This is a genomic window from Streptomyces sp. NPDC007983, from assembly GCF_042958345.1.
Classification (GTDB): domain Bacteria; phylum Actinomycetota; class Actinomycetes; order Streptomycetales; family Streptomycetaceae; genus Streptomyces.
The window spans coordinates 213,364-238,945 of record NZ_JBIBJI010000010.1; the positions used below are offsets into that span (position 1 = coordinate 213,364).

23 protein-coding genes and 1 tRNA gene are annotated in these 25,582 nt (G+C 71.2%); 16 read left to right on the forward strand and 8 right to left on the reverse strand.

From position 1 onward, the window contains the following. Positions 1–28: 28 nt before the first annotated feature. Positions 29–1,033 (forward strand): RICIN domain-containing protein, encoded by a 1,005-nt coding sequence (locus tag ACFZCY_RS29055; protein WP_391179560.1) that lies wholly within the window; start codon positions 29–31, stop codon positions 1,031–1,033. A gap of 9 nt (positions 1,034–1,042) precedes the next feature. Here the strand turns inward: ACFZCY_RS29055 and ACFZCY_RS29060 are convergent, their stop codons facing one another. Beyond that, positions 1,043–2,716 (reverse strand): family 20 glycosylhydrolase, encoded by a 1,674-nt coding sequence (locus tag ACFZCY_RS29060; protein WP_391179564.1) that lies wholly within the window; start codon positions 2,714–2,716, stop codon positions 1,043–1,045. A 229-nt stretch (positions 2,717–2,945) separates the two neighbouring features. On the opposite strand from ACFZCY_RS29060, the gene ACFZCY_RS29065 reads away from it, so the two are divergent. After that, complete coding sequence (locus ACFZCY_RS29065; RefSeq protein WP_055552634.1) at positions 2,946–3,221, forward strand: hypothetical protein; 276 nt, start codon at positions 2,946–2,948, stop codon at positions 3,219–3,221. A 94-nt stretch (positions 3,222–3,315) separates the two neighbouring features. Beyond that, the gene (gene glmS, locus ACFZCY_RS29070; RefSeq protein WP_391179567.1) at positions 3,316–5,160 is read left to right on the forward strand and encodes a glutamine--fructose-6-phosphate transaminase (isomerizing); all 1,845 of its coding nucleotides are present in this window, start codon (positions 3,316–3,318) and stop codon (positions 5,158–5,160) included. Between the two features lie 377 nt (positions 5,161–5,537). On the opposite strand, the gene ACFZCY_RS29075 is transcribed toward glmS, so the two are convergent. After that, positions 5,538–6,059 carry a universal stress protein gene (locus ACFZCY_RS29075; RefSeq protein WP_055552630.1) on the reverse strand — a complete coding sequence of 174 codons (522 nt, stop codon included), beginning with the start codon at positions 6,057–6,059 and terminating at the stop codon, positions 5,538–5,540. Between the two features lie 566 nt (positions 6,060–6,625). Here ACFZCY_RS29075 and ACFZCY_RS29080 point away from each other — a divergent pair. From ACFZCY_RS29080 to ACFZCY_RS29100, 5 genes are all read left to right on the forward strand, one after another. Beyond that, entirely contained in the window at positions 6,626–6,967 is a 342-nt protein-coding gene (locus ACFZCY_RS29080) for a hypothetical protein (protein ID WP_391179570.1), read from the forward strand. Between the two features lie 486 nt (positions 6,968–7,453). Next, positions 7,454–8,773: a helix-turn-helix domain-containing protein gene (locus ACFZCY_RS29085; RefSeq protein WP_391179573.1), complete on the forward strand. Its 1,320-nt coding sequence runs from the start codon at positions 7,454–7,456 to the stop codon at positions 8,771–8,773. A gap of 5 nt (positions 8,774–8,778) precedes the next feature. Next, on the forward strand, positions 8,779–9,387 hold the full coding sequence (orn, locus tag ACFZCY_RS29090) for an oligoribonuclease (RefSeq protein ID WP_391179577.1): 609 nt from the start codon (positions 8,779–8,781) through the stop codon (positions 9,385–9,387). A 93-nt stretch (positions 9,388–9,480) separates the two neighbouring features. Further along, positions 9,481–9,553 (forward strand) — tRNA-His (locus tag ACFZCY_RS29095). 394 nt (positions 9,554–9,947) lie between these two features. After that, positions 9,948–10,184: a hypothetical protein gene (locus ACFZCY_RS29100; RefSeq protein WP_391179580.1), complete on the forward strand. Its 237-nt coding sequence runs from the start codon at positions 9,948–9,950 to the stop codon at positions 10,182–10,184. A 68-nt stretch (positions 10,185–10,252) separates the two neighbouring features. On the opposite strand, the gene ACFZCY_RS29105 is transcribed toward ACFZCY_RS29100, so the two are convergent. From ACFZCY_RS29105 to ACFZCY_RS29120, 4 genes are all read right to left on the reverse strand, one after another. Continuing rightward, positions 10,253–10,537, reverse strand: a complete 285-nt coding sequence (locus ACFZCY_RS29105) for a hypothetical protein (protein ID WP_391179582.1) — start codon at positions 10,535–10,537, stop codon at positions 10,253–10,255. Positions 10,538–10,628: 91 nt separating this feature from the next. After that, a complete protein-coding gene (locus ACFZCY_RS29110; RefSeq protein WP_391179585.1) occupies positions 10,629–11,252 on the reverse strand; it encodes a histidine phosphatase family protein in 624 nt (207 codons plus the stop codon). A 150-nt stretch (positions 11,253–11,402) separates the two neighbouring features. Next, entirely contained in the window at positions 11,403–11,636 is a 234-nt protein-coding gene (locus tag ACFZCY_RS29115; protein ID WP_391179588.1) for a hypothetical protein, read from the reverse strand. Positions 11,637–11,766: 130 nt separating this feature from the next. Further along, positions 11,767–12,516, reverse strand: coding sequence for a Clp protease N-terminal domain-containing protein (locus ACFZCY_RS29120; protein ID WP_391179590.1), 750 nt, complete (start codon positions 12,514–12,516; stop codon positions 11,767–11,769). Positions 12,517–12,602: 86 nt separating this feature from the next. Between ACFZCY_RS29120 and ACFZCY_RS29125 the strand changes: the two genes are divergently transcribed. Further along, entirely contained in the window at positions 12,603–13,181 is a 579-nt protein-coding gene (locus tag ACFZCY_RS29125; protein WP_391179593.1) for a WHG domain-containing protein, read from the forward strand. Continuing rightward, on the forward strand, positions 13,178–14,608 hold the full coding sequence (locus ACFZCY_RS29130; protein WP_391179596.1) for an MFS transporter: 1,431 nt from the start codon (positions 13,178–13,180) through the stop codon (positions 14,606–14,608). Before ACFZCY_RS29125 ends, ACFZCY_RS29130 begins: the two co-directional genes overlap by 4 nt. Here ACFZCY_RS29130 and ACFZCY_RS29135 read toward each other — a convergent pair. Continuing rightward, complete coding sequence (locus ACFZCY_RS29135; protein ID WP_391179599.1) at positions 14,553–14,825, reverse strand: hypothetical protein; 273 nt, start codon at positions 14,823–14,825, stop codon at positions 14,553–14,555. The genes ACFZCY_RS29130 and ACFZCY_RS29135 overlap by 56 nt on opposite strands. Here ACFZCY_RS29135 and ACFZCY_RS29140 point away from each other — a divergent pair. The 4 genes from ACFZCY_RS29140 (at position 14,824) to ACFZCY_RS29155 (ending at position 19,470) form a co-directional block, all read left to right on the forward strand. Continuing rightward, positions 14,824–16,461, forward strand: a complete 1,638-nt coding sequence (locus tag ACFZCY_RS29140) for a N,N-dimethylformamidase beta subunit family domain-containing protein (RefSeq protein ID WP_391179602.1) — start codon at positions 14,824–14,826, stop codon at positions 16,459–16,461. The two genes, ACFZCY_RS29135 and ACFZCY_RS29140, sit on opposite strands and share 2 nt — an antisense overlap. 104 nt (positions 16,462–16,565) lie before the next feature. Further along, positions 16,566–17,975, forward strand: coding sequence for a hypothetical protein (locus ACFZCY_RS29145; protein ID WP_391179604.1), 1,410 nt, complete (start codon positions 16,566–16,568; stop codon positions 17,973–17,975). Positions 17,976–18,118: 143 nt separating this feature from the next. Further along, a complete protein-coding gene (locus ACFZCY_RS29150) occupies positions 18,119–18,487 on the forward strand; it encodes a hypothetical protein (protein WP_391179607.1) in 369 nt (122 codons plus the stop codon). Continuing rightward, positions 18,487–19,470, forward strand: coding sequence for a glycosyltransferase (locus ACFZCY_RS29155; RefSeq protein WP_391179610.1), 984 nt, complete (start codon positions 18,487–18,489; stop codon positions 19,468–19,470). Before ACFZCY_RS29150 ends, ACFZCY_RS29155 begins: the two co-directional genes overlap by 1 nt. A 3-nt stretch (positions 19,471–19,473) precedes the next feature. Here ACFZCY_RS29155 and ACFZCY_RS29160 read toward each other — a convergent pair whose 3' ends face one another. Then, positions 19,474–22,368: a glycoside hydrolase family 48 protein gene (locus ACFZCY_RS29160; protein WP_391179612.1), complete on the reverse strand. Its 2,895-nt coding sequence runs from the start codon at positions 22,366–22,368 to the stop codon at positions 19,474–19,476. A 294-nt stretch (positions 22,369–22,662) separates the two neighbouring features. Here ACFZCY_RS29160 and ACFZCY_RS29165 point away from each other — a divergent pair, with 294 nt between their 5' ends. Together ACFZCY_RS29165 and ACFZCY_RS29170 are read left to right on the forward strand one after the other, a co-directional pair. Beyond that, the gene (locus ACFZCY_RS29165; RefSeq protein WP_391179614.1) at positions 22,663–24,153 is read left to right on the forward strand and encodes a cellulose binding domain-containing protein; all 1,491 of its coding nucleotides are present in this window, start codon (positions 22,663–22,665) and stop codon (positions 24,151–24,153) included. After that, on the forward strand, positions 24,150–25,568 hold the full coding sequence (locus tag ACFZCY_RS29170; protein ID WP_391179616.1) for a glycoside hydrolase family 6 protein: 1,419 nt from the start codon (positions 24,150–24,152) through the stop codon (positions 25,566–25,568). Before ACFZCY_RS29165 ends, ACFZCY_RS29170 begins: the two co-directional genes overlap by 4 nt. Positions 25,569–25,582: the final 14 nt, after the last annotated feature.

The window sequence follows — 25,582 nt, forward strand, 5'->3', positions numbered from 1 at the left end:
GAGCAGCGCACCGTCACCATGTCGGAGCATGGGGAGCCAGGGGGAGTACGAGCCGGGGGCGGTGCGCAGTGCCGGGGAATTCATGGCGTTGCTGCGCGCACTCAAGGAACGGTCGGGGCTGACATACCGGCAGTTGGAAAGCCGGGCGGCCGAGCGCGGGGAGGTGCTGGCGCGCAGCACGCTCGCCGATGCGCTGCGGCAGGACGCGTTGCCACGGACCGAAACGCTGGTGGCGTTCCTGCGCGCCTGCGGCGAGGAGCCGCGTATCGGGGAATGGCTGGAGGCGCGGGAGAGAATTGCGGCGCAACAGCCGCCGCAGAGCGACCCGTCGCAGCAGCCGGAGGCGCCTCCCCGGCCGGAGCCGGTGGAGCGGCAGGTCGCGCCCGGCGCGGCCGGCCGACGGCGCCGGAGCATACCGAAAGGGCGGCTGATCGAGGTGGCGCTGGCGGTGCTGGTCGTCGGCGCGGCCTCGCTCGCCGTGGCGACGACGGCCGACGACGACGAGCCGAAGACACGGGACACCGCCGCGTCGTCCGCAGAGCCCGCTTCGGTCGCTCCCGCGCCGGGCACCTATCGCATCCGTTCGGTCATCTCCTCGCTGTGCCTGTCCGAGCTGGAGAGCCAGGACGGCGGCGATGTCTTCCAGACCGACTGCCGGAGCGCCATTCCGACGTACGCCCTTGAGGGGGCGCAGGACTCCGTCTACCGGATCCGGTCCCTCCATCCCGCCCTCGGCTACGGATGTCTCGGCGTGGGGAAGGCGAGCTCCGAGGGAGGCGCGCAGATGATGGACGACTACTGCGGGCACCGGGGCGCCGCCGAGCGGTTTCGCATCCAGCGGGTCACGAAGCCGGTGCGCGGCTACCGGATCAAGCCGGTGCACACGGGCCAGTGCGTGTCATTGCCCGGCGGTTCGACCCGGAAGGGGGACCCGGTGGTCCAACTGCCCTGCACCGCCGGCGACACGGGCCAGATCTTCCGCTTCGATCCGGTCCGGGCGCCGACGGCGATTCCTTCCATCACCAGCAACTGAGCATGCGGCTCACCCGGTGGCGGGCCAGGGGATCTGCGGGGAGCGGTGGTAGTCGATGCCGAGGGCGTCCCAGCGTGGCGCCTGTGCGGCGAGCCGCACCCGGTAGCCGTCCCAGTCGTGCGTGGACCGGGGCGACCAGCCCAGTTCGGCGATGCCGGGGAGGCGGGGGAAGGCCATGTACGCGATGTGGGCGCTGGTGGAGAGGGTCTCCGACCACAGCGGGGCCTCCACGCCGAGCACCGAGGACGGCGGGGCTCCGGCGATGTAGCTGCCCGGGTCCCAGTCGTAGGACTGCTTCGCCTCGACGTATCCGGCCCAGCTGAGCCCCAGCGGGGTGCTCGGGTCGTACTTCATGTCCAGGTAGGCGCGGTTGGCGGGCGAGAGGATGAGCCGGGTGCCGTTCTTGGCGGCGTCGGCGACCTCCTTCTCGCTGCCGTTCGTCCCCCAGTACTGGGCGATCGCCCCCTCGGCGGGGCGGGCGCCGGTCAGCTGGTGCCAGCCGACCACGGTCTTGCCGTACTTGGCGACGACCGGCTGCACCCGGTCCATGAAGGCCACGTAGTCGGCGTGGCTGGTGGAGTGTGCCTCGTCGCCGCCGATGTGGAGGTAGCGGCCGGGGGTGAGGGCGGCGAGTTCGCGGATGACGTCGTCGACGAAGTCGTACGTCACCTCCTTGGGCACGCACAGCGAGCTGAAGCCGACCTCGGTGCCGGTGTAGAGCGGTGGGGCGACGCCGTCGCAGTTGAGGTCGGCGTAGGAGGCGAGGGCCGCGTTGGTGTGGCCGGGCATGTCGATCTCGGGGACGACGGTGAGGTGGCGGGAGGCCGCGTACCGCACGATCTCGCGGTAGTCGGCCTTGGTGTAGTAGCCGCCGGTCCCGCCGCCGACCTGGGTGGAGCCGCCGTGGGTGGCCAGCCGGGGCCAGGAGTCGATGGCGATCCGCCAGCCCTGGTCGTCGGAGAGGTGCAGATGCAGTTTGTTGATTTTGTAGAGGGCGAGCTGGTCGACGTACGTCTTGACCTGGTCGACGGTGAAGAAGTGCCGTGAGACGTCGAGCATCGCGCCCCGCCAGGCGTAGCGCGGCACATCGGTGATGGTGCCGCCGGAGATCCGCCAGAGGCCGGGCTGCCGGGTGGCGCGTTCGACGGACGCGGGCAGCAGCTGCCGCAGCGTCTGGATGCCGTGGAAGAGCCCGGCGGAGGTGCGGGCGCTGATGGTGACCGTGCGCCGGGTCACCTCCAGCCGGTAGCCCTCCGCGCCGAGCCCCTTCGCGGCGCGCTGTCGTACGGGCACGATCCGCAGCCGGATGCCGTCCACGCCCCCGCGCGTGGTGACCGGCAGCCGGTAGCCGGTGGAGGGGCGCAGCAGGCCCGCCAGATAGTCGCCCGCCGCGCGCGCGGCGCGGGAGCCGGGCGCCACCCGGATCGGGGTGGCCGGGCGCAGCGTGTACGGACTCTTGCCGGGCCGTACGGAGGCGGGTGCGGGCACGACCCGGTCCAGCGGCACCGGCGCGCCGGCGGCGTCCGAGCCGAAGACCGAGGCGGCCGAGGAGGGCGGCGAGGCCGTGGCGGCGGTTGACGCCCCCGCCGCCACGGTCAGCAGGAGGGAGCACAGCAGTCGAGCACGGCGTCGTCTCACAGGGGTTCCCTTCAACGAAGCGTCGCATCGTGGGTACCGCGACATCTTGCGTACCGCGCCGCCCAGTTGGGGTCAAGGTGTAGACCAATGTGTCGCGAGATCCGGCACGTCTGCGCGAACTCGGCGATCTTCACCGGAGGGGGCCTCACCGAGGAGGAGTTCACCACCGCCAAACAGGCCGTACTCCATCGGTTTTCTCGCCATTGAGACCGGAGTCTGCCCGATATCGGGCAGGAATTTTGCGAAACACCCCGAGGGACCGCAGTATCAACGGATGCTCGATCGCCGTATGTCCCACGATGACCTCATCGACCACCTGGTCCGCAGTACGCCGCTCAGCCGCGGCGAGGCGGCCCGGGTGGTGCTGGACGTACTGGCGTACTTCGACGAGACGACGGAGGAGTTCGTCCGGCGACGCCACCGCGAGCTGCAGTCCGGCGGACTGACCAACGCGGACATCTTCGAGCGGATCACGGCCGAGCTGCCGTACCGCGCGGTGGCACCGCCCGAACTCTCGCTGCGCCAGCTGCGCCGCATCGTCTACGGGTGACGTCTGCGCCACGCCCGAACAGGCGGCCGCCACCGCCGGAGCGACACCGAGCACGAGCATTCATGATCGATTCAATCGGGAGGGCCTGAACACCATGTGCGGAATCGTCGGCTACATCGGAAAACGCGACGTGGCACCGCTGCTGCTGGAGGGGCTGCAGCGGCTGGAGTACCGCGGTTACGACTCCGCGGGCATCGCGATCCAGGCCAAGCCGGGCAAGGGGGCACAGAACGGGCAGTCCGCCGCCGGGCTGAAGACCGCCAAGGCCAAGGGCCGGGTCCGCGACCTTGAGGCCAGGCTGCCCAAGCGCTTCTCGGGCACCGCCGGTATCGCGCACACCCGCTGGGCCACCCACGGCGCACCCAACGACATCAACGCCCATCCGCATCTCGACGCGGACGGCAAGGTCGCGATCGTCCACAACGGCATCATCGACAACGCCGCCGACCTGCGCGCCAAGCTCGCCGCCGACGGCGTGGAGCTGGTCTCCGACACCGACTCCGAGGTCCTCACCCACCTCATCGGCCGCTCGCAGGCGGCCACCCTGGAGGAGAAGGTCCGCCATGCGCTCGCCCTGGTCGAGGGCACGTACGGCATCGCCGTGCTGCACGCGGACTTCCCGGACCGCATCGTCGTCGCCCGCAACGGCTCCCCCGTCGTGCTGGGCATCGGCGAGAAGGAGATGTTCGTCGCCTCGGACGTCGCCGCCCTGGTCAGCCACACCCGTCAGGTGATCACCCTGGACGACGGCGAGATGGCCACCATCAAGGCCGACGACTACCGCACCTACACCACCGAGGGCAGCCGCACCGCCCCCTCGCCGACGACGGTGGAGTGGGAGGCCGAGTCGTACGACATGGGCGGCCACGACACGTACATGCACAAGGAGATCCACGAGCAGGTCGACGCCGTGGACCGGGTGCTGCGCGGCCGGATCGACGACCGCTTCTCCACCGTCCGGCTGGGCGGGCTGAACCTGGACGCGCGCGAGGCGCGCGGGGTCCGCCGGGTGAAGATCCTCGGCTGCGGTTCGGCGTACCACACGGGCCTGATCGGCGCGCAGCTGATCGAGGAGCTGGCCCGCATCCCCGCGGACGCCGAGCCCGCCAGCGAGTTCCGCTACCGCAACCCGGTCGTGGACCCGGACACCCTGTACATCGCGGTCAGCCAGTCCGGCGAGACGTACGACACGCTGGCCGCCGTCCAGGAGCTGAAGCGCAAGGGCGCGCGGGTGCTGGGTGTCGTCAACGTCGTGGGCAGCGCGATCGCCCGCGAGACGGACGGCGGGGTGTACGTCCACGCGGGGCCGGAGGTGTGCGTCGTCTCCACCAAGTGCTTCACCAACACCGCCGTCGCCTTCGCGCTGCTCGCACTCCACCTCGGCCGGATCCGCGACCTGTCGGTCGCCGACGGCAAGCGGATCATCGCGGGGCTGCGCAAGCTGCCCGAGCAGATCTCCGAGGTGCTGCGCGGCGAGGAAGAGATCAAGAAGCTCGCCGCGGAATACGCGAATGCAAAGAGCATGATGTTCGTCGGACGGGTGCGCGGCTACCCGGTGGCGCGCGAGGCGTCCCTGAAGCTGAAGGAGGTCTCCTACGTCCACGCCGAGGCGTACCCGGCCTCGGAGCTGAAGCACGGACCGCTCGCGCTCATCGAGCCCGAGGTGCCCACCGTCGCGGTTCTCCCGGACGACGATCTGCTGGAGAAGAACCGCGCGACGCTGGAGGAGATCAAGGCCCGCAGCGGCCGGATCCTGGCCGTCGCGCACCGGGAGCAGGAGAAGGCGGACCACACGGTCGTGGTACCGCGCAACGAGGTCGAGCTGGACCCGATCCTGATGGGCATCCCGCTGCAACTGCTGGCGTACCACACGGCGCTGGCGCTCGGCCGGGACATCGACAAGCCGCGCAACCTGGCGAAGTCGGTGACCGTGGAGTGATCTCCGGCTGACCCTGGATTCGGCGGTCCCCCGCGTGCGCCACCACGCACGCGGGGGCCGCCCCTGGGCCGGCGTCGCCCTTACGCCGGCGCTGGCCACCGCGCGGGAACCGTCACTTCCCGCCCGGCGCCACGCCGAACGGTTTATGCCCCGCACACGTGCCCAATTCACCTCTACGCACGGGTAGTTTCCGCGGGTGTCAAGACGGTCTTGGGACCATCTCGGCTGCGGAAAAAGGGAGTTGAGGCTGTCCAGTTCTGAACGTCCGGCCGCGGCGGTGCCCGCCCGGAGGTTTCAGCGCGGGACCGCTGGAGAAAAGCACGGGGCCCAAACCGGGCCCGGGCTCGGGGGATGCTCGGCGGATGGTCCGGGGGATGTCAGGGGATGACGATGACGGGCCGCTGCGCGCGCCGCGCGAGCCGCCCCGCGACCGAGCCGAAGATCCGCCCCACCAGCCCGTGCGTGGAGCCGACCACGATCGCGTCGGCCGCGTACTCCCGGCCGACCTCCTCCAGCTCATGACAGATGTCGCCGCCCCGCTCGACGAGGATCCACGGCACCTCGGTGAGGTGATCGGCACAGGCCAGCTCAAGGCCCAGCACCTCGGTGCGGTGATCGGGAACGTCGACGAAGACGGGGGGCTCACAGCCCGCCCAGACGGTCGTCGGCAGCCGATTGGCCACATGGACGATGATCAGACCTGAGCCGGAGCGCCGGGCCATGCCGATGGCGTAGGCGAGGGCGCGCTCGCTCGATGTGGAACCGTCGAATCCGACCACGACGCCGTGCTGGAAGGCGGGGTCGCAGGAATGACGTGTTTCTTCCGCCGCTTGGGGGTGCGCCAGGTGATCGGCGACCCGCTTGCGGTCCGCGGGTTCGGGGATTTCGTGACCGGCCATCGGTGTCTCGGCGAAGGGTGTCCTCGTGCGGAGGGATACGGCGGGGGCTCAGGTTGAAGTTGGCGGGGGACTAGAGCTCCGCTAGAGCTCGAGACGAGTATCGAACGAAGAAAATCCGTCCGGGATTCATCTTTCCAAGCCCTTACCCCCCAGGGTACGGCGCCATTCCTCGCCTGCCCAGAGGTTGCCCCGGCAGCGGAGCGGCCGAAGCGTTCCCCGGAGCATGCCGGAGGGCGGCCCGTAACGCAATGCCCCAAGTGGTCCCGACTCGGGCCGCGCCGATCCCTCGCATACGCCGCGCGGACGCCCGGCAGTGACCTGTCGGCAGGCCGGACGTTGTAGTAGCCGCGGAGCGATCACCTCCGTACGGAACGGGCCCGGACGGCCCGTACCGGCCGCCGCCACGACCTCCCCGCGGGCTCCTCCCGGACGCCGGGATCGACCTGCGTTCGAGCCCCGTTCCACCACTCTTCCAGCCTCCGCCGACCCGCCCTCTCCCCACCCGTCCACCGTCCGTCCACCGGTCCGTCCACCCGTCTGTCCACCGCGCGAGAGGAGCCGCCACCGTGCCAGGCATCCGTGAGTACGACGCCCCCGGCAGCGCCCCCGACCGCGCCCCCGGCAGCGCCCCCGGCCGGGGGCCCGGCTGCGACCCGGTGAACGAGGTCGTCCGCTGGTCCGCCTTCGGCTGCGCCGTGGTCCCCGCCGTCCTCCTGCTCTGCGGATCACCCCTGAGCGGCGCGGCGGGCGCCGCCCTGGGCCTCGGCGCCGTGACCGCCGCCAGCCACTCCTTTCTGCGCTACTACGAACGCGCGGCCGCCCGGCTGGGCGCCGGCGCGGCGAGCCCGCACCGGGGACGGCACGGGCGCACCGGGATCGGGACGCACCGGGGCGGCCGGCGGAGCTGACGCCGGGCCCGGAGCGGCGCGTCCCGGCGGAGCCCGGCCGGCTCCGTAAGCGCGCCACGTCGTGCTCCGTACGGACAACCGCGACGCGGCATGAGCCGGACGTACGCCGGTCGAAGGACCCGTCCGCACGTCTGCGCCCGCTGGTTTTCAGCCAACTTCGCAACGTAGTTCTTCCCTTGGCAAACGCCATGCTCAACCCCCTTCCGGCCAGCGTGGAAAGGGGTACGAGCCACCCGTACCCCCTACGGGAAGTGGGCGCTAGCAGGAGGCCCACTTCACAGCGAGGCCTACGAGTGCAACGCTTCGTGATCGAATGCTTCGCGCCAAGTTGTCATGTCGACATAGTGGCGGGTGGTGAACTGGTCACGGCGACCACACGCGACACAGTAGATTCGATCTTGGCCATGACCGGCGGGGGAACCGTTCAGGACCGAGGGGAAACGTGCAGGACCGAGAGGACGCGACCACCGAGGGGGGCTTAGAGCCATGAGCCAGGACTCCACGACCGCACCGGAGACCTCGCGCAAGCTCTCCGGACGCCGGCGACGAGAAATCGTCGCGGTGCTGCTGTTCAGCGGCGGACCGATCTTCGAAAGCTCCATCCCGCTCTCCGTCTTCGGTATCGACCGGCAGGACGCCGGTGTCCCTCGGTACCGATTGCTGGTGTGCGCGGGCGAAGATGTGCCACTGCGAACGACTGGCGGACTGGAACTGACCGCACCGTACGGCCTGGAGGCACTGTCCCGGGCCGGAACCGTCGTCGTACCGGCCTGGCGGTCGATCACCCAGCCGCCACCGGCCGCGGCGCTCGACGCGCTACGGCGCGCGCACGAGGAGGGCGCGCGCATCGTGGGCCTGTGCACCGGGGCCTTCGTACTGGCCGCCGCGGGGCTGCTCGACGGCCGCCCGGCGACCACACACTGGATGTACGCGCCGACGCTCGCCAAGCGCTACCCATCCGTCCACGTGGACCCGCGTGAGCTGTTCGTGGACGACGGCGACGTACTGACCTCGGCGGGCACCGCCGCCGGGATCGACCTGTGCCTGCACATCGTGCGCACCGACCACGGCGCGGACGCCGCGGGGGCCCTGGCCCGCCGGCTCGTCGTGCCACCGCGCCGCAGCGGAGGGCAGGAGCGCTACCTGGACAGGTCGTTACCAGAGGAGATCGGCGCGGATCCGCTCGCCGAGGTCGTGGCGTGGGCGCTCGAGCATCTGCACGAGCAGTTCGACGTCGAGGCCCTGGCCGCCCGCGCCTATATGAGCCGGCGCACCTTCGACCGCCGGTTCCGGTCGCTCACTGGGAGCGCTCCACTCCAGTGGCTGATCACCCAGCGGGTGCTGCAGGCCCAGCGGCTCCTGGAGACCTCCGACTACTCGGTCGACGAGGTCGCCGGGCGCTGCGGCTTCCGGTCCCCGGTCGCGCTGCGCGGGCACTTCCGGCGGCAGCTGGGGTCCTCCCCGGCCGCCTACCGGGCCGCGTACCGGGCCCGCAGACCCCAGGGCGGCGCCCCGGACCGCGGCCCTGACCGGCTGGAGCGGGCCGAACGGCTCGGCGGCGGCGACCGCACCGAGGTGCTCGAACAGCGCCCCGGGGAGCACGCCATGCCGCTGCGCCGGGCCGGAGGTCCCGTCACCCATACGGGCCACCACCATCACCCTCCGCACTCGCCGCATCCACCGGGCGGTACGGAACCGGGCAAGCCGGAATCCGATGCGTACGCCCCTCGCCTGCCCGAGCAGGCCACGGGTCGCGCCCCGGGCCGTCCGACCCTGCCCGGCCAGCGGGAACGCCCCGTAGGGTGAGACGCATGAACGATCGCATGGTGTGGATCGACTGCGAGATGACCGGGCTCTCGCTGTCGGACGACGCGCTCATCGAGGTGGCCGCGCTGGTCACGGACTCCGAGCTGAACATCCTGGGCGACGGAGTGGACATCGTTGTCCGGCCGCCCGCCGAGGCGCTGACCACCATGCCCGAGGTGGTGCGGGAGATGCACACGGCTTCCGGGCTGCTCGCGGAGCTGGACGGCGGGACCACGCTGGCGGATGCCGAGGCGCAGGTCCTGGCGTACATCCGCGAGCACGTCCCGGACGCCGGCAAGGCCCCGCTGTGCGGAAACTCGGTCTCCACCGACCGCGGTTTCCTCCTGCGGGACATGCCGACGCTCGAGGCGTACCTCCACTACCGGATCGTCGACGTCTCCTCGGTCAAGGAGCTGGCCCGCCGCTGGTATCCGCGGGCCTACTTCAACAGTCCGAAGAAGAACGGCAATCACCGCGCGCTCGCCGACATCCACGAGTCGATCGCCGAACTGCGCTACTACCGGGAGGCCGTCTTCGTCCCCCAGCCCGGCCCGGACTCGGACACGGCGAAGTCCATCGCGGCCCGCCACGTCCTGCCCGCCCGGCAGCCGTAGCGACTCGCTCCCGGCACGCGTGACAGCCGGGAGCGAGCACCCCCGCCGAGCCTGTATACTTTTTCTCGGCCGGTGCGGAAAGCACCGGTCATGGTGGGTATAGCTCAGCTGGTAGAGCACCTGGTTGTGGTCCAGGATGTCGCGGGTTCAAGTCCCGTTACTCACCCTGAATGCCAAGGGCCTGATCTGCGAAAGCAGGTCAGGCCCTTGGTCTGTCACCCCGGGTATTCGCAGACCATGCGACGCGTCTCCGTCAGCACGCCCGCCTGGAGAGGACCCGTACCGCACCCCTGCCCTGCCGCACCGCCCCGGCCCAGCGTCACCATGGACGCTCGCACCCGACGACGGAGGGGACCTGCCCGTGGGGAAGCACGAGAAGCCGCCGCCGGACACGAGCCAGGGCAAGCCCCCGCCGGGCAATTCCGATGGGCAGGTACCGCCGCCGCAGCCCGGGGGCGGGACGCGCAGAAAGTGACCGATCAAGAGGGGCTGCGCGCCGCGCTGGATGCCGCCATGGACCAGCGGGCAGGCTCTGTGGTCAGCGTCGAGGTGGACCCGAGGTGGACGCCGAGCTGGCGGCGGCCGCGGGTGGGCAGCTCAAGCGGTCCGGACGTGGACGTGCGGTCGCCTACCAAGGCGGGCCCCGGAACCTGGCGGACGAGGTGGAGCGGGCTTGGGACTGGTGGCTGGCCGAGGAGCGTCCCGAGCTGTACGACTTCGGCCTGACGGTGACGCCTGATCGGCAGTACGCATGGTGCCGGGACCCGGAGACGGGCCCACGCTGGCCGGCCGCGTAACGCCCGCACGCCGCCAAGCGCGAAGGGCTGACCTGACAGGGCAGGTCAGCCCTTCGTCGTGCCCGTACCTAGGCGGTGCCTGCCATCTGCCGCTGCCGTTCCCCATCGGCGTGGGCCTTGCCCATCAGCGAGCCCTCTTCCTGCTCGTAGTGGGACAGCGCGAGGCCGAGGCCGAAGAGGGTGGGCGCCCACTCCCCGACGAAGATGCCCCACCGGTCGGCCCGGTCCAGGCCCCGGCCGGGCTCGGCGCGGAGCGAAGCAGTCCACGTCAGCACGGACAGTCCGATGGAGGTGATGGCGGCGGTGTAGGCGTGCTCGCTGCGCAGGCCCATGTCGTGCAGCTTCTTGATCACGGCGGTACTCCTCCGGGAGGTTCCCCCCTCCGGTCCCCCCTTGGGTGCCCAGGCTCGCGCGAGTGACACAGCCCGGATGTGCCTGCCGGGGTCAGCGGCGCCCGGCAGGCCGGCCGACCGGCTCGGTGCCCCAGTGCGTGACGGCCCAGCCGTGGCGGGGGTCGCCCTCCAGGGTCACGACCTGGGTGTTCTCCAGGGGGTTCCGGGCGGCGTAGGCGGGGTCGAGGTTGCGGGCCCGGGCAGCGGTCCAGGTGCGGATGGCCGCGCCGTGGCTGATGACGGTGACGCTCTCCGCTCCCGAAGCGGCGATCTCCTCGATCACCTCGTCGTAGTGGGCCAGGGCCTCCTCGCCCGTCTGCCCTCCCGGTATCCGCAGATCTGTCTGGCCGGCGGCCCAGGCCATGACCGTCTTGAGGTAGAGCTGCACGGACTCGGCGTCGTCGCGCATCTCCAGGTCACCGGCGATCAGTTCGCGCACGCCCTCGCGGACGACGACCTCCAGGCCGCGGGCGCGGGCGAGGGGCGCCGCCGTCTGCTGGGCGCGGCGCAGCGGGGACGCGTACAGGGCGTCGATCCGTTCGGCCGCGAGGCGTTCCACCAGCCCCTCCGCCTGCTGCTGCCCCAGCGCGGTGAGTTCCGCGCCCGGCATGTCGGTGTCGAGGGCGTGGATGACGTTGGACGTGGTCTGGCCATGGCGGACGAGCAGGAGACGCATGTGCGGCGGGCGTCCTCTCGGGGAGCGGGCACGGGGAACGGCGCCCGGTCACGGAGGCCGGGGCGCCGTTCTCATCGTCGCTCAGCGGGTCCGGGGAGGGAACACGCGGCGCGGTCGCGCACCTCACACCGCCCGGGCCGCCGCGCCCCCTCAGCCGTCGGCCGGGGCCGGGTGCCGTACGGCCTTCTTCACCTCGGACTCCAGCGCGGCGCGGCTGAGCCCCGCTTCCCGGGCGTGCTCGGTGATGGCGGCCTGCACGGTGACCGCGGCGTCGTACCAGTGCTTCCACTGGGTCTCGCGTTCGGTGTCCGCGAGTCCGGTCAGTTTGGCGTGCTCGGCGTCCGCGGTCTGCTGGAGGGCGATGAGTCTGTCGGGGATGTCCACGCGTTGGATCATAAGTCCGATGCTTCGGGCGTATGTGCGTACCTCTCGGCCTACGCCGCCCGTACGACCCGTTCGGCGGCCGGGGCGCCGACTGCCCCGCGGGCGCGGGGCAGTCGGGTCGCACGGGGGATTACGCCTCCTTCTCGGGGAAGGCCGCCTGGATCTGCTCCAGCATCCGGGCGAGGGTCGCCTCGACGCCGGTCTTGTCGATGCCGAGGTCCGCGAGGACGCCGGAGCCGTCCTCGTGTTCGAGGAGGGCCAGCAGGATGTGCTCGGTGCCGACGTAGTTGTGGCCCAGGCGCAGGGCCTCGCGGAAGGTGAGCTCAAGAACCTTCTTGGCGCCCGCGTCGAAGGGGACGAGCGCGGGCATGGAGTCGGCGGCGGGCGGGAGGGTGGCGGTGGCGGCCTGACGGACGGCGTCCAGCTGGACGTCCTGGGCGAGGATCGCCTTGGCGGCCAGGCCCTCGGGCTCGGCCAGAAGGCCGAGGACGAGGTGGGCGGGGAGGATCTCGGCGTGGGTGCCGGCGCGGGCCTCGTTCTGCGCGGAGACCACCACGTTCCGGGCGCGCGGGGTGTAGCGGGTGAAGCCCTGGCTGGGGTCGAGGTCCGGGGCGGCGGAGCCCTTGGGGACGAAGCGCTTCTGGGCCGCCTGCCGGGTGACCCCCATGCACTTGCCGATGTCCGTCCAGGACGCGCCCGAGCGGCGGGCCTGGTCGACGAAGTGACCGATCAGGTGGTCGGCCACCTCGCCGAGGTGATCGGCGGCCAGGACGGCGTCGGTGAGCTGCTCCAGGGCATCCGTGTGGACCTTCTTGATGGCCTCGATCAGGTCGTCGAGGCGTACGGGATTCGTCATGCGCTCGGGGTTCGAGTTCGTCATGTGTCAACTATGGGTTGACGCTCCTGGGAGTGTCAACCCATGGTTGACAATAGACAGTGTCTACTCACCGCTGGTAGACACTGTCTATGAGTGAAGAGGACACGGGCCTGCGGGCCCGACTGGTCGACGTGGGCGTCGAGCTGGTGGACCGCGAGGGCGTATCGGCCCTGTCGCTGCGCGAGATCGCGCGGCAGGCCGGGGTCTCGCACGGGGCCCCGCGGCGCTACTTCCCGACGCATCTGTCGCTGCTGTCGGCCATCGCGCGGAGGGGATTCGAAGCGCTGGCCCGGGAGGCCGCGGCGGCCGCCGAGGGCGAGGGCGAGGGGCGGGGGCCCCGGGAGCAGGTGATGGCGCTGGGGCGGGTCTATCTGGAATTCGCGCGGGCCAACCGCGGCATGTTCGAGCTGATGTTCCGTCACGATCTGCTGGAGAGCAACCGGCTGGGGCTGCGGGAGACCAGCCTGCCGCTGTTCGAGCTGCTGGTGGGGCTGGTGCGCCGGGTGCGTCCCGAGGCCGAGGCGGGCGTCGTCGCGGGGGCCCTGTGGGCCAATCTGCACGGCATCGCGCAACTGCGGCAATGGGGCAGCCTCCAGCTCGCGACCGGTACGGAGGACGTCGAGCCGTTGCTGCGGGCGGCGATGGACGCCCATCTGGGGACGGCGTGAAGACGCGGCAGCGGATCACCCTCGTCGGCAGCATCACCGGCGCCGTGATCGTCGCCCTCGACGGCACCGTGCTGACCGTCGTCCAGCCCGCCCTGCAGCGCGATCTGCACGCCTCGCTCGTACAGGTCCAATGGACCAGCACGGGCTATCTCATCGCCGTCGCCGGCCTGCTGGTGTTCGCCGGGCGGCTCGGCGACCGGTACGGCCATCGCCGGGTGTTCGCCGTCGGCACGCTGGGCTTCGCCGCCGCGTCGGCGGGGATCGGGGTGGCGCCGGGTATCGGCTGGGTGATCGGACTGCGGGTCGCGCAGGGCGTGTTCGGCGCGCTGCTCCAGCCGGCCACCCTGGGGATGCTGCGCGCCGCGTATCCACGGGACCGGCTCGGGATGCCGATCGCGCTGCGCACCAGCGGGATCGGGGTGGCGGCCGCCGCCGGGCCGATCGTGGGCGGGGCGCTGGCCGCGCAGTTCGGCTGGCGGTCGGTCTTCTTCCTGAGCGTGGCCCCCGCGGTCGTGGTCGGCGTGCTGGCGCTCGTCGTACGCCTCCCTGCGGACGGGCCGCGCACCGGCGTGGCGCTCGACCTGCCGGGCGCCTGTCTGCTGGCGCTGGCCCTGGTGTGCCTGGTCCATACGCTGGCCGGGATACCGGAGACCGGGTGGACGGCGGCCACCGCGCTCGGGTTCCTCGCCACGGCGGCCGCCGGGGGCGCGTTCGTACGGCACGGGCGCCGTACGCCGAGCCCGCTGGTGCCGCCCGGCGTGCTGCGCTCGGCGACGGTCGCCTCGGCGCTGGGGGTGCTGGTGACGGCGTCGGCGGCGCTGTTCGGGGCGCTGTTCGTCGGCACGTACTTCCTTCAGGACGTCCTCGCCCTGGACCCGCTGGAGAGCGGGCTGCGGGTGCTGCCGCTGGCCGCGACGATGGTGCTGGGCGCGCCGGTCTCGGCCGTCCTGCTGCGCCGGTACGGGCCGCGGCGCACGGCGGGCACGGGGATGGTCCTCGTCGCGCTCGGCATCCTGCTCTTCTCCCGGCTCGACCGGGCGGCGACCGCCCTGGAGATCGGCGGCTGCTTCTTCACGATCGGGGCCGGCTTCGGCACCGTGATGGTCACCGCGACGGCCGTCATCGTGCACCACGCGTCCCTGGAGCAGGCGGGGGTGGCGGGCGGGCTCCAGCAGACCGCCATGAACATCGGGCCGACGCTGGGGGTGGCCGCCGCGACGATGCTGCTGCGCCTGCCGGGCGGCGGGGCCTTCGCCTCCGCGATGGGGCCCGCCCTGGCCGTCCTCGCGGCGGTCGCGGCGCTCGGGGCGCTGCTCACCGCCGCCCTGCCGGGCCGCGCGTCGAGGAGCGATCCGGAGCCGGCCGCCGCGCTCAGGCGGGATGCTCCCGCTTCGGGGGGTGGCGGGGCCACCAGGGGGTCCAGGTGAACTTGTCGCCGCCGACCCAGCGGACCACATCCGGGTCGTCCAGGTCGATGTCGTCGAAGCCGAGCTGACGGGCGAGTCCGATGATGTCCAGGACCGAGTGCGCCTTGCCGACCAGCTCCCCCGCCACCTCCACCAGACGGTAGGGGGGATCGCCCTCCTGGACGCCGAGCACCACCATCGTCGGCCGGGTGACGCGCGGGCTCTCGCTCTCGGTCATGGCTCCACGCTGCGGCCCGGGGAGCGTCAGCGCACCCCGCGAGGCCCCGGACGGGCGACTCCGGCTCGCCCGCCGGCGGGCGTCCCCGGACGATGGGGCCGTGGACCGAAGGCACTTCCTCGGAGCCGCCGCCGTGGCGGCCGGGGCCACGGCGGCGGGCTGTGACGCGGACCGGAAGGAACGGCCCGCGCCCAGGGCCCGTGCCTCGCGCCGCGCGCGCGAGGCGGCCGAACGGGCCCGGCCCGGCAGCCCCGACTGGCGCGTCCGGTCCCTCGGACCGGCCGCCGCGGTCCAGGGATACGCGGACCGGGTGAGCGTGGTGCCGGGCGAGGAGTTCGGGCTGTACGTATCGACGACGGCGCCCGGCTTCCGGGTCTCGGCCTACCGGGTCGGCTGGTACGGCGGGGCGCAGGCGCGGCTGGTGTGGCGCTCGGGGCGGGTCGGCGGAGTGCGGCAGGGCCCCTCGGAGTTCATCACCGGCACCCGTACGGTCGTGGCGGGCTGGAGACGGTCCCTCACCATCGGCACCACCGGCTGGCCCGAGGGCGCGTATCTGCTGCGGCTGGACTCGGACCACGGCCATCAGCGGTACGTGCCGATCGTCGTCCGCTCCCGCCGGGCGCGCGGCCGGACGCTGCTGATGCATGCGGCGGCGACGTGGCAGGCGTACAACACCTGGGGAGGGTTCAGCCTCTACCAGGGACAGGACGGCGCGTACGGGACGCGTTCGCTGGCGGTGAGCTTCGACCGGCCGTACGCGGGCAACGGGGCCGAGAAGTTCCTGGTGTACGAGCGGGCGGCCGTGGTGCTCGCCGAGCGGCTGGGGATTCCGCTGGCGTACACCACCGGGGTGGATGTCGCCCTGGACCCGGGCGTGCTCGACGGGGCGACGGCCGTGCTCTCCCTCGGCCATGACGAGTACTGGACGCCGGAGCAGCGGGCGCACGTCACGCGGGCGCGCGACGCCGGGACCAATCTGGCCTTCCTCGGCGCGAACGCCTGCTTCCGCCGCATCAGGCTCGCGCCGGGGCCGACCGGGGCGGCCGGGCGCACCGTGGTCTGCTACAAGACCGCCTATCGCGACGACCCTTATCTGGTCGCCCACCGCGACATGGCGACCACCGACTTCCGGCTGCCCCCGGCGCCCGCTCCGGAGTCGTCGCTGCTCGGCGTGATGTACGAGGGCTACCCGACGGACGCGCCCTATGTCGTCCTGGAGGACGGCCACTGGCTGTTCGAGGGGACGGGGGTGGAGCGCGGGACCGCCTTCGACCATCTGGTGGGCGTGGAGTACGACCGGGTCACCCCGGGCGACCCCACCCCGGAGCCGCTGGAGATCATCGCCCACTCGCCGCTGGTCTGCCGGGGCAGGCACAGCCACTCCGACTCCGCGTACTACACCGTGGACAGCGGGGCGGGCGTCTTCGCGAGCGGGACGATGCGCTGGGTCGAGGCGCTGATGGCGGGGACCCGGGAGAACGGTCGCAACCATGGCATGGACGCCCGCACCCGCGCCTTCGTCACCCGCACCACCGAGAACCTGCTGCGCGCCTTCGCGGCGGGGCCGTGCGGGAAGACCCGGCCGCGGCCGAGGGACAACGTGCGCAGCGTGTACGGCGCGTCGGCCCCGGCCTGACGATCGCCGGGGGCGCGGATCTTCCGTACGGCCGGGAAAGGGCCGAAGATCAGGTCTACGGGTGAGGGCGGTGCCCTCGGCCTGACACGAAACGGGAGGCTCCCATGCGGAGAGCAGAGAAGACCCGGCGCGGTGCGTTACGCCGCCGGATGACCTGGCCGGCGGCCGTCGCGGCGGTGGTCGCGGCCGGTGCGACGCTGTTCACGGGCGCTGCGTCACAGGCCGCCGTGGCCGACAACCCCGGTGCGCTGAAGCGGCTCACCACCTCCGCGGAGCTGGCGAAGCTGACGCTCACCGAGAACACGGTGTCGCCGGACACCCTCGCCGAGCTGGACTCGCGGCTGCCCAACATCGGCGTCGACGCGGTGCTGAAGAGCGCCAACCACCCCATGACCAGGACCGACTCGGGGTGCCGCGCCTCGGAGAAGGCCGCGCTGCCGATCAAACCGCAGGCCGCCTCGGGATACTGCTTCGACGACGGCGACGCGCTGACCCAGCAGTGGCTGCCGCAGTCCGTCACCTCCTCCGGGGACGCGGACGACGACGGCGTGTGGGGCACCAACAAGGTGATCCTGTCCGGCTGGACGCACAACGACCACCTCAACGAGGAATACCCGTCCGAGCCCGACGAGGACCAGGCCCTCGCCCGGGTCGCCTTCATCGACGCAGGCGACCCGGCAGCCCTGAAGTACCGCTGGGTGCTCCTCGCGGTGCCGACCGAGGGCGGCGCGAACTTCGCCAAGCTGGGCTCGCACCTGGGCGGCATGGTCTGGTACGGGGACAAGCTGATCGTCACCGCGTCCAACGGCGACGCGCACAACAACGCGCTGTTCGTCTTCTCGATGAAGCACATCCTGCAGGCCACGAAGAACGGCCATGAGATCGGCAAGGTCGACGGCGGGTACTCGGCGCACGGCTACCAGTACCTGATGCCCGCCATCGGCTCGTACAGCCTGAACGGGAAGTGCTCGTCGGCGAACGACGACGCGATCCCCTGCTTCGCCTCCATCTCGCTGGACCGCTCCAGCACCCCGAACCGCCTCGTGGCGAACGAATGGTTCTCCTCGGGCGGTACGGAGCCCGCGCGGCTGTTCCGCTACGACCTCGCGCCGGTGACGAACGACATGCCGCTGGCGGTGAGCGGGGCGAAGAAGGCCGCCGCCGCGGACGCGTACGAGACGAAGGCGGTCGGCGTCCAGGGAGCGCTGTCGTACCAGAACACCTGGTACGTGCCCAGCGCACGCGGCGGGCCCGGCCAGCACGGCATCATGTGGCGCCAGGACGCGGACGGGGCCGCCTCGACGAGCTGTTCGGGTACGAGTCCGGCCATCGCGTGCTGGGCCAAGCACTCGGAGTCCATGTCGCTGTGGTGGCAGACGAAGACGGTGTGGTCGGTGACCGAATGGGCCGCCGACGCGAACGGGAAGTGGCAGGACCCGGCGTCCAGCGGCTGGGAGGACCGGGTGGTGCCCGAACGGGTGCTGTTCTCGGTGCCGTTGTCCTCGCTGGGCTGACCGGGGGCCGGAGCCGGAGCCCGCGCCGGCGTTCGCTGCTCCGGACAGGTGAAGCCGCAGGTGCTTCCGCCGCCTCCTCCCTCCGGGCTCGTTGGACAGCTGCCCGCGGGTGTCCCCGCGGCGAGTCCTCGAGGAGGTTTTCGGTGAACATCGGCAAAACGGCCGCCCTGGTGACGGCGACCGCCGGCGCGGTCGCCTTCGGCGGCGGTATCGACGCCACGGCGCTCGCTCCCGGCGCTCCCGGCGTCCCCGGCAACGACATCCGGCAGCTCAACGACTGCGACACCGCGGCCGGCTCCCCGCTCGCCGGGGTCGGCGCCGGCGTCGACTGCCTGAACTTCGCGCGCATCTTCGGCGACCTGAAGAGCGTGGCGCAGCAGAACCAGTGCGACTCCAGCGCCGGCCACGCCGCCAATGTGGTCGTCGTCCCGATCACCGCCCGGCAGCCGCAGTGCGCCAACATCGCCGTCGACACCCCGTCGAGCACGGCCTCCAGCCCGTTCGGAGCCTGATGCCGCTGCCCACGGCCGACGCGGGCAGCGGCACCGGGGAGGTGGATCTCCCCGGTGCCGCGGTCTCGGTGGTGATCCCCTGCCACGGCTACGGCCGCTATCTGCCGCAGGCCGTGGCCAGCGTGGTGGCCCAGACGTACGACGACTGGGAGATGATGATCGTGGACGACGGCAGTCCGGACGACACGGCGGAGGTGGCCCGGTCCCTGATCGCCCGTCATCCCGGTCGGCGGATCCGGCTGCTGCGGCAGGCCAACGCGGGGGTCTCGGCCGCCCGTAACGCCGGTATCGCGGCCACCGGTGGGCGCTACGTCCTGCCGCTGGACGCCGACGACGTGATCGCGCCGACGATGCTGGAGAAGACCGTCGCCGTGCTGGACCAGGACCCGGACATCGCGATCGCCTCCACCGATGTCTCGGCGTTCACCGATGATGAGGACCTGGCCGCGCAGGTGCTGGAGCTGCCCGCGTACCGGCCGGAACTGCTCCTCCAGCGACTGATCATGTTCTACTGCTCGCTCTACCGCCGCGAGGTGTGGGAGGCGGTCGGCGGCTACGACGAGTCCATGCGCGCCGGCGAGGACTGGGACTTCTGGATCGCCTGCGCCGAGCGCGGCTTCACCGCCCACCACCTCCACGAACCGCTGTTCGGCGCGCGCAACAAGGACGACGGACTGCACGTGGAGGCGGCCGAGAACGACCTGGCGGTGCGGGCGCGGATCGTGGCCAACCACCCGGGGATGTTCAAGCCGGTCACCCGCGCCTGGGCGCACGCGGTGCTCGACCCCCGGGGGCAGGCCGACGAGCGGATGCCGGACGACATCCTCACCCGGGCCGCCGACATGGACGGCTTCCTGCGGGCGGTGCTGTCGCTCCAGCGCACCGCCCGCCTCCAGCACCGTTACATCCAGCGGCTGGAGGCGGCGCTGGCCGGGCACCGCGGCGGGGCCCCCGTCGCCGGGAGCCCCGCCGTGGTGCCGTAGCCGCTATTCGAAGAGTTCCGCGTACGAGCCCATCGCCAGGGCGATGTCCGCCTGGGCCCAGAAGCGGTGGTACGTGAAGCTCGGCACCGCGCCGCCCTTCAGGTACGCCTCGACCTTGGACCAGGCCGGGTCGTTCTTGTAGAAGGAGCGGATCGACAGGAAGGTGGAGCCGGAGTCGATCTTGTCGCCGTTGGGCATGGTGCCGGTCCAGCCGCTCGGGACGTAGACCGGGTCGTCGAAGCGGTTGTAGTCGGCGCGGGACTCGGGGACCGCGATGCCCAGCGCGTCCTGGTAGTGGTCCCACATGCCGTCGAGCAGCGCCTTGGCGGTGTTCTTCGCCGAGGTGTCACCGGACTTGGCGGCGTAGTAGGACAGCGTCTTGGCGTACGCGGCGGCCACGCCCACGTCGTTGGTGTAGTCGGCGACGGTGACGTGCAGGCCCGTGTTGGCGCCGGGGCTGGAGGCGTTCCAGGTGTCGGGCTGGCCGGACCACTGGAGGGTGGACGGGAACTGGTAGGTGCCGTCCGGGTTGATGGTGGTCTTGGACAGCGCCCACTTCACCCACTTGTCGAGCACCGTTTTGGCGCTCGCGTCGCCCGTCCGGTTGTAGTACTCGGCGACGCGCTCCATGGACCAGGCCTGGAAGCCGAACCACTGGTTGGACGGCGGGTCGTGGTAGACCGGCGCCTCGTCGTAGTACATGCCGTAGAAGGTGGACTTGCCCGCCGGCGGGGTGGCGTAGCGGCCCTGCCAGCTGTTGGTGGCGCCGCCCGCGATGGCGCCCTCGCTGGACTGGAGCCAGCGGTAGAACTCCAGCTGCCGCTTGAGGCTGGTGGACCAGTCGCTCGCGCCGGTCGCGGACTTCGGCTTGAGGTCGGCGTAATTGCTCAGCGCCCAGGCCGCCATGGGGTTCTGGTAGCCGCCGTGGGCGTGGGAGGAGCCGATGCGCCATGCCCAGCCCGCGGAGGTGTCGGTGGCGCCGCCCCAGGCGTAGTACCAGGAGAGCAGATAGCTGGAGCTGTTCTTGCCGCTGCCCGCCGGGCAAGCGGTCTCGCCGACACAGTTGCCGATCTTCTTGAAGTACTTGTCGTACATCGCGTAGCGCAGATAGTCGCCCATCTTGGCGGCCTTGGCGATGTTCGCGGAGATCTGGCCGCCCTTGCCCTGCGCCTTGGCCCACTCCGAGGCCCAGTAGGCGGCCTGGACGACGCGGGCGTCGGCGTCGGGGGCGTTGGTGAACTTCCACTGCTTGGAGTACGAGGCGTCGCCGGTGAACAGGTCCAGGTAGCCGTTCTTGCCGCCGTACTTGAAGCCGTCACAGGTCGGCTGGGTCACGGTCTCCCAGACGGACTCCTGCGGGCCGCGCTGGAAGGTGTTGACGTAGGACGGACCGGTGTCGGACGGGCCCGCCTCGCACTTGCCGGGCGCGTTGCCGTAGCCGTAGGTGTTGTCGACGTCCTGGATCCAGTGCATGCCGTAGATGTCGTCGGTGCCGTACGCGCTCTTCAGCTCGCTCGCGATGGGGTCCTGGCCCACGGAGACGTTGCCGTCGAGCTTCGACGGGTACTGCGAGGGCTGGTCCCACTCGGGCGCGTAGGTGGCGGGCTTGGAGGCGTTGTAGAAGCTGTTGGTCGGCTGGTCGGCGTGGGTGGGGATCATGTACTTCTCCATGGTGTCCCACGCGGAGTTGAACTTGGCCCAGTCGCCGGTGACCTTGCCGTACATCGCCTGGAGCCAGATCAGATAGCTGTACGCCTCGGACGTCGTCTCATGGCCCTGGTCGGGCGCCTCGACGATCAGGGTCTCCACGGAGTGGTACGGGATGCCCTCGGGCGAGAAGTAGCCCGCCGAGGGGGCGGTGATCTTGTTGTACAGCTCCAGGAAGCGGGCGTCGTATGTCTTCGCCGCGGCCAGCTGGGTGACGGTCACCTCGGCCTTGGTGTGCCCGGAGGCGGTCGCGGTGAAGGTCGCGGAGCCGGTGCCGGAGTTCGAGGCGGCAACCGTCACCTGCTGCGCGGTGTTCCAGTTGGCGGGGGTGAAGGTGAGGCTGCCACCGGAGGAGACGGTCAGGCCCGTGTTGCCGGAGGTGCGGGCCACCGTGACCGTGACGTCGGCGGACGGCTTGGTGGACAGCCGGAGGCCGAAGGTGCCGGTCTTGCCCTGCTCCACGCCGAGCTGGGTGGGGCTGGCGACCAGCGCCGGACCGGCCGCGACATGGATGCCGACGGGGCTGGACTCGGCGGACGCGCCCTGGCTGTCGTAGGCCTTGGCGTACAGCGAGAAGTCGCCCGCCGGGACATCCGCGTAGTCGAAGGTGTACGGCGAGGTGGTGTCGGTGCCCAGCAGCTTGGTGTCGCTGTAGAACTCGACCTTGGTGACGGTCGCGCCGTCGGCCGCCGCGGCGGTGGCCGCCATCGGCACGGTGCCGCCCGTCGTGTAGACGGCGCCCGGGGAGGGGCTGGTGAGGACGGTGATCGGCGGCTGGTGGGCGCCGCGGCAGGTGACGCCGTTGACGGCGAAGGCGGTGGGCGCGGCGTTGGTGCCGCTGTAGCTGAACTGGGCGCCGGTGGTGACGTTGCCGCCGGCCGCGATATTCGCGTTGTGGGCCGCGTTCTTGACGGTGACGGTCTTGCCGGACTGCGACCAGGTGCCGTTCCAGCCGTTGCCGAGCTTCTGGTTGCCCGCGTAGTCGTAGGTCAGGGTCCAGCCGTTGATGGCCTCGGTGCCGGGGTTGGAGATGGTGAGATCGGCGGTGAAGCCGGAGCCCCAGTCGTTGGTCTTGTAGTCGACGTTGCACTGCACGGCGGCGTCGGCATGAGCGGGGGCGGCCCCGCCGGCGGCGGTCATGGCCACGGGCAGCGAGAGGGCTGCGGCCAGCGCGGTCACCAGCCGCCTCATCCGCCGACGCGCTCCTGACAAGGGTGAGCCTCGCTGTACGCGCATGGGGGTCCTCCACGCGGGTTCGGAAATGAGGGGGTGTGCGAACCAGTGGGAGCGCTCCCAAGCGTCCGTTCCCTCTGAGGAAGTGTCAAGTCTTTGAACAGGATGGGCCGGTCGAACTCTTCGACCGATAAATCTGTGAACGCCTCTGTTGACATGTACGCCTCTGGCGCTACCGTCAGCTCAACCAGTGGGAGCGGTTCCAGCAGTCAGCGCCGCACGGGACGGCGCGTGCACCCGAGGAGTCGCTCCATGCGAGCACCACCGCGCCTTTACGCCTTGGCGGCCGCCGCGTCACTCACCGTCGCGGGCATGGCGGGCACTGCCGCCGCGGTGCCCACGATGCCCAGAGCGTCTGCCGCGGCCTGCACCGTGGCGTACACCGCCGCCAACCAGTGGGACACCGGCTTCCAGGGCAACGTCACGATCACCAACAACGGGGCCGCACTCGACCGCTGGACCCTCACCTTCGACTTCACCGGCGGGCAGAAGGTGAGCCAGGGGTGGAACGCCACCTGGTCGCAGTCCGGCACGACGGTGACGGCGGTCAACGCCTCCTGGAACGGGAAGCTCGCGACGGGCGGCAGCGTCAGCGCCGGATTCACCGCCTCCCGGTCGGGGTCCAACCCGGCGCCCTCCGCGTTCAAACTCAACGGCGTGGCGTGCGACGGCGGCTCCGGCCCGACGGACCCCACCGACCCGACCGACCCCCCGCCGGGCCAGGGCGGCACACCGCCGAAGCTGCGCGTCTCGGGCAATGCGTTCGTGGACGAGAAGGGCGCCACCCGGCGGCTGCTGGGGGTCAACCGCTCGGGGGCCGAGTTCATGTGCGTCCAGGGCCGGGGCATCTTCGACGGGCCGGTGGACGACGCGTCCGTCAAGGCCATCGCGGGCTGGAAGGCCAACGCGGTCCGCGTCCCCCTCAACGAGGAGTGCTGGCTCGGGCTGTCGCACATCGACTCCGCGTACCGCGGCGCCACGTACATCAACGCGGTCAAGGAGTTCGTGACCCGGCTGGAGGCCAACGGCATCACGCCGATCCTCGAACTCCACTGGAGCCACGGTAAATACAGCGGCGGCGATGCCCACTGCCCGGACACCGAGTACGCCACCTGCCAGAAGCCGATGCCGGACGCCCAGTACACCCCGGCGTTCTGGTCCTCGGTCGCCCAGACCTTCAAGGGCGACCAGGCCGTGGTCTTCGACCTGTTCAACGAGCCGTTCCCGGACCGCGCCACCTCGGACCTCACGGCGGCGTGGAAGTGCTGGCGGGACGGCGGCAGCTGCCCCGGCATCGACTACCAGGTCGCCGGCATGCAGAGCCTGGTGACCGCGATACGGAACGCCGGCGCCCGGAACGTGATCCTGCTCGGCGGCCTCGCCTACTCCAACGACATGCGCCAGTGGCTGACGTACAAGCCGAGCGATCCGGCGGGCAACCTCGCCGCCGCCTGGCACACGTACAACTTCAACACCTGCTCCAGCGAGAGCTGCTTCAACGAGCAGCTGGCCCCGGTGATCGCCCAAGTGCCGTTCGTGGCGGGCGAGATCGGCGAGAACACCTGCTCACACGGCTACATCGACCGCGTCATGGCCTGGCTGGACGCCAAGCGCGCCTCGTACCTCGGCTGGACCTGGAACACCTGGGACTGTTCCTCCGGCCCCTCCCTCATCAGCGATTTCAACGGCACCCCGACCGCTTTCGGCATCGGACTCCGCGATCACCTGAAAGGACAGTCATGAGCCGCATCACCTCACCTCCCCCACCCTCCCGTAAGCCCGGTACCCGCACCCGTGCCGCCGCGTTCGCGGGCGGCGCGCTGCTGGCCGCCACCGCCCTGACCGTCGGATCCCTCGCGGGCACCGCCTCGGCCCAGACCGACGGGGCCACCAAGGCCGCCGCGAAGGTCGACAACCCGTACGCGGGCGCCAAGGTGTACGTCAACCCGGAGTGGTCCGCCAACGCGGCCGCCGAGCCCGGCGGCTCCAAGGTCTCCAACCAGCCCACCGGCATCTGGCTGGACCGCATCGCCGCGATCAACGGAGCGAACGGCAAGATGGGCCTGCGCGCCCACCTCGACCGCGCCCTGTCGCAGTCGGGCGGCTCGCCGACCGTGGTCCAGCTCGTCATCTACGACCTGCCCGGCCGTGACTGCTCGGCGCTCGCGTCCAACGGCGAACTCGGCCCCACGGAGATCGACAAGTACAAGACGCAGTTCATCGACCCGATCGCGTCGATCCTGGGCGAGTCGAAGTACGCCAACTCCAACCTGCGGATCGTCACCACCGTCGAGATCGACTCGCTGCCGAACCTGGTCACCAACACCAGCGGCCGCCCGACCGCCACCCCCGAGTGCGACACCATGAAGGCCAACGGCAACTACGTCAAGGGCGTCGGCTACGCGCTCAACAAGCTGGGCGCCGTCGGAAACGTCTACAACTATGTCGACGCCGGCCACCACGGCTGGATCGGCTGGGACGACAACTTCAACCCCACCGCCCAGATCATCAAGCAGGCCGCGACCGCCGAGGGCAGCACGGTCGACAAGGTGGCCGGCATCATCGTCAACACCGCCAACTACAGCGCCCTGAAGGAAAACAACTTCACCATCAACGACAACATCAACGGGACGACGGTCCGCCAGTCCAAGTGGGTGGACTGGAACCGCTACGTCGACGAGCTGTCCTTCGCCCAGGCCTTCCGCCAGGAGCTGGTGAACGTCGGCTTCCCGTCGAACGTCGGCGCGCTCATCGACACCTCCCGCAACGGCTGGGGCGGCGCCGCCCGACCGTCCGGCCCGGGCGCCAGGTCCGACGTCGACACGTATGTCAACGGCGGCCGCTACGACCGCCGCATCCACGTCGGCAACTGGTGCAACCAGTCCGGAGCCGGGCTCGGTGAGCGGCCCAAGGCATCGCCCGCCGCCGGGATCGACGCGTACGTGTGGATGAAGCCCCCGGGCGAGTCGGACGGCGCCAGCTCCTCGATCCCGAACGACGAGGGCAAGGGCTTCGACCGGATGTGCGACCCGACGTACACGGGCAACGCCCGCAACGGCAACAACATGTCCGGCGCGCTCCCGAACGCGCCGCTGTCGGGCCACTGGTTCTCGGCCCAGTTCCAGCAGCTCCTGAAGAACGCCTACCCGGCGCTGTAACCCATCGCCGCCCG

Excerpts from the sequence above, each read along its gene's own strand:
- ACFZCY_RS29055 (WP_391179560.1), top strand. The coding sequence starts at position 29 with ATGGGGAGCCAGGGGGAGTACGAGCCGGGGGCGGTGCGCAGTGCCGGG.
- ACFZCY_RS29060 (WP_391179564.1), bottom strand. The coding sequence starts at position 2,716 with ATGTCGCGGTACCCACGATGCGACGCTTCGTTGAAGGGAACCCCTGTG.
- ACFZCY_RS29065 (WP_055552634.1), top strand. The coding sequence starts at position 2,946 with ATGCTCGATCGCCGTATGTCCCACGATGACCTCATCGACCACCTGGTC.
- glmS (WP_391179567.1), top strand. The coding sequence starts at position 3,316 with ATGTGCGGAATCGTCGGCTACATCGGAAAACGCGACGTGGCACCGCTG.
- ACFZCY_RS29075 (WP_055552630.1), bottom strand. The coding sequence starts at position 6,059 with ATGGCCGGTCACGAAATCCCCGAACCCGCGGACCGCAAGCGGGTCGCC.
- ACFZCY_RS29085 (WP_391179573.1), top strand. The coding sequence starts at position 7,454 with ATGAGCCAGGACTCCACGACCGCACCGGAGACCTCGCGCAAGCTCTCC.
- orn (WP_391179577.1), top strand. The coding sequence starts at position 8,779 with ATGAACGATCGCATGGTGTGGATCGACTGCGAGATGACCGGGCTCTCG.
- ACFZCY_RS29110 (WP_391179585.1), bottom strand. The coding sequence starts at position 11,252 with ATGCGTCTCCTGCTCGTCCGCCATGGCCAGACCACGTCCAACGTCATC.
- ACFZCY_RS29120 (WP_391179590.1), bottom strand. The coding sequence starts at position 12,516 with ATGACGAACTCGAACCCCGAGCGCATGACGAATCCCGTACGCCTCGAC.
- ACFZCY_RS29125 (WP_391179593.1), top strand. The coding sequence starts at position 12,603 with ATGAGTGAAGAGGACACGGGCCTGCGGGCCCGACTGGTCGACGTGGGC.
- ACFZCY_RS29140 (WP_391179602.1), top strand. The coding sequence starts at position 14,824 with ATGGCTCCACGCTGCGGCCCGGGGAGCGTCAGCGCACCCCGCGAGGCC.
- ACFZCY_RS29135 (WP_391179599.1), bottom strand. The coding sequence starts at position 14,825 with ATGACCGAGAGCGAGAGCCCGCGCGTCACCCGGCCGACGATGGTGGTG.
- ACFZCY_RS29145 (WP_391179604.1), top strand. The coding sequence starts at position 16,566 with ATGCGGAGAGCAGAGAAGACCCGGCGCGGTGCGTTACGCCGCCGGATG.
- ACFZCY_RS29155 (WP_391179610.1), top strand. The coding sequence starts at position 18,487 with ATGCCGCTGCCCACGGCCGACGCGGGCAGCGGCACCGGGGAGGTGGAT.
- ACFZCY_RS29160 (WP_391179612.1), bottom strand. The coding sequence starts at position 22,368 with ATGAGGCGGCTGGTGACCGCGCTGGCCGCAGCCCTCTCGCTGCCCGTG.
- ACFZCY_RS29165 (WP_391179614.1), top strand. The coding sequence starts at position 22,663 with ATGCGAGCACCACCGCGCCTTTACGCCTTGGCGGCCGCCGCGTCACTC.
- ACFZCY_RS29170 (WP_391179616.1), top strand. The coding sequence starts at position 24,150 with ATGAGCCGCATCACCTCACCTCCCCCACCCTCCCGTAAGCCCGGTACC.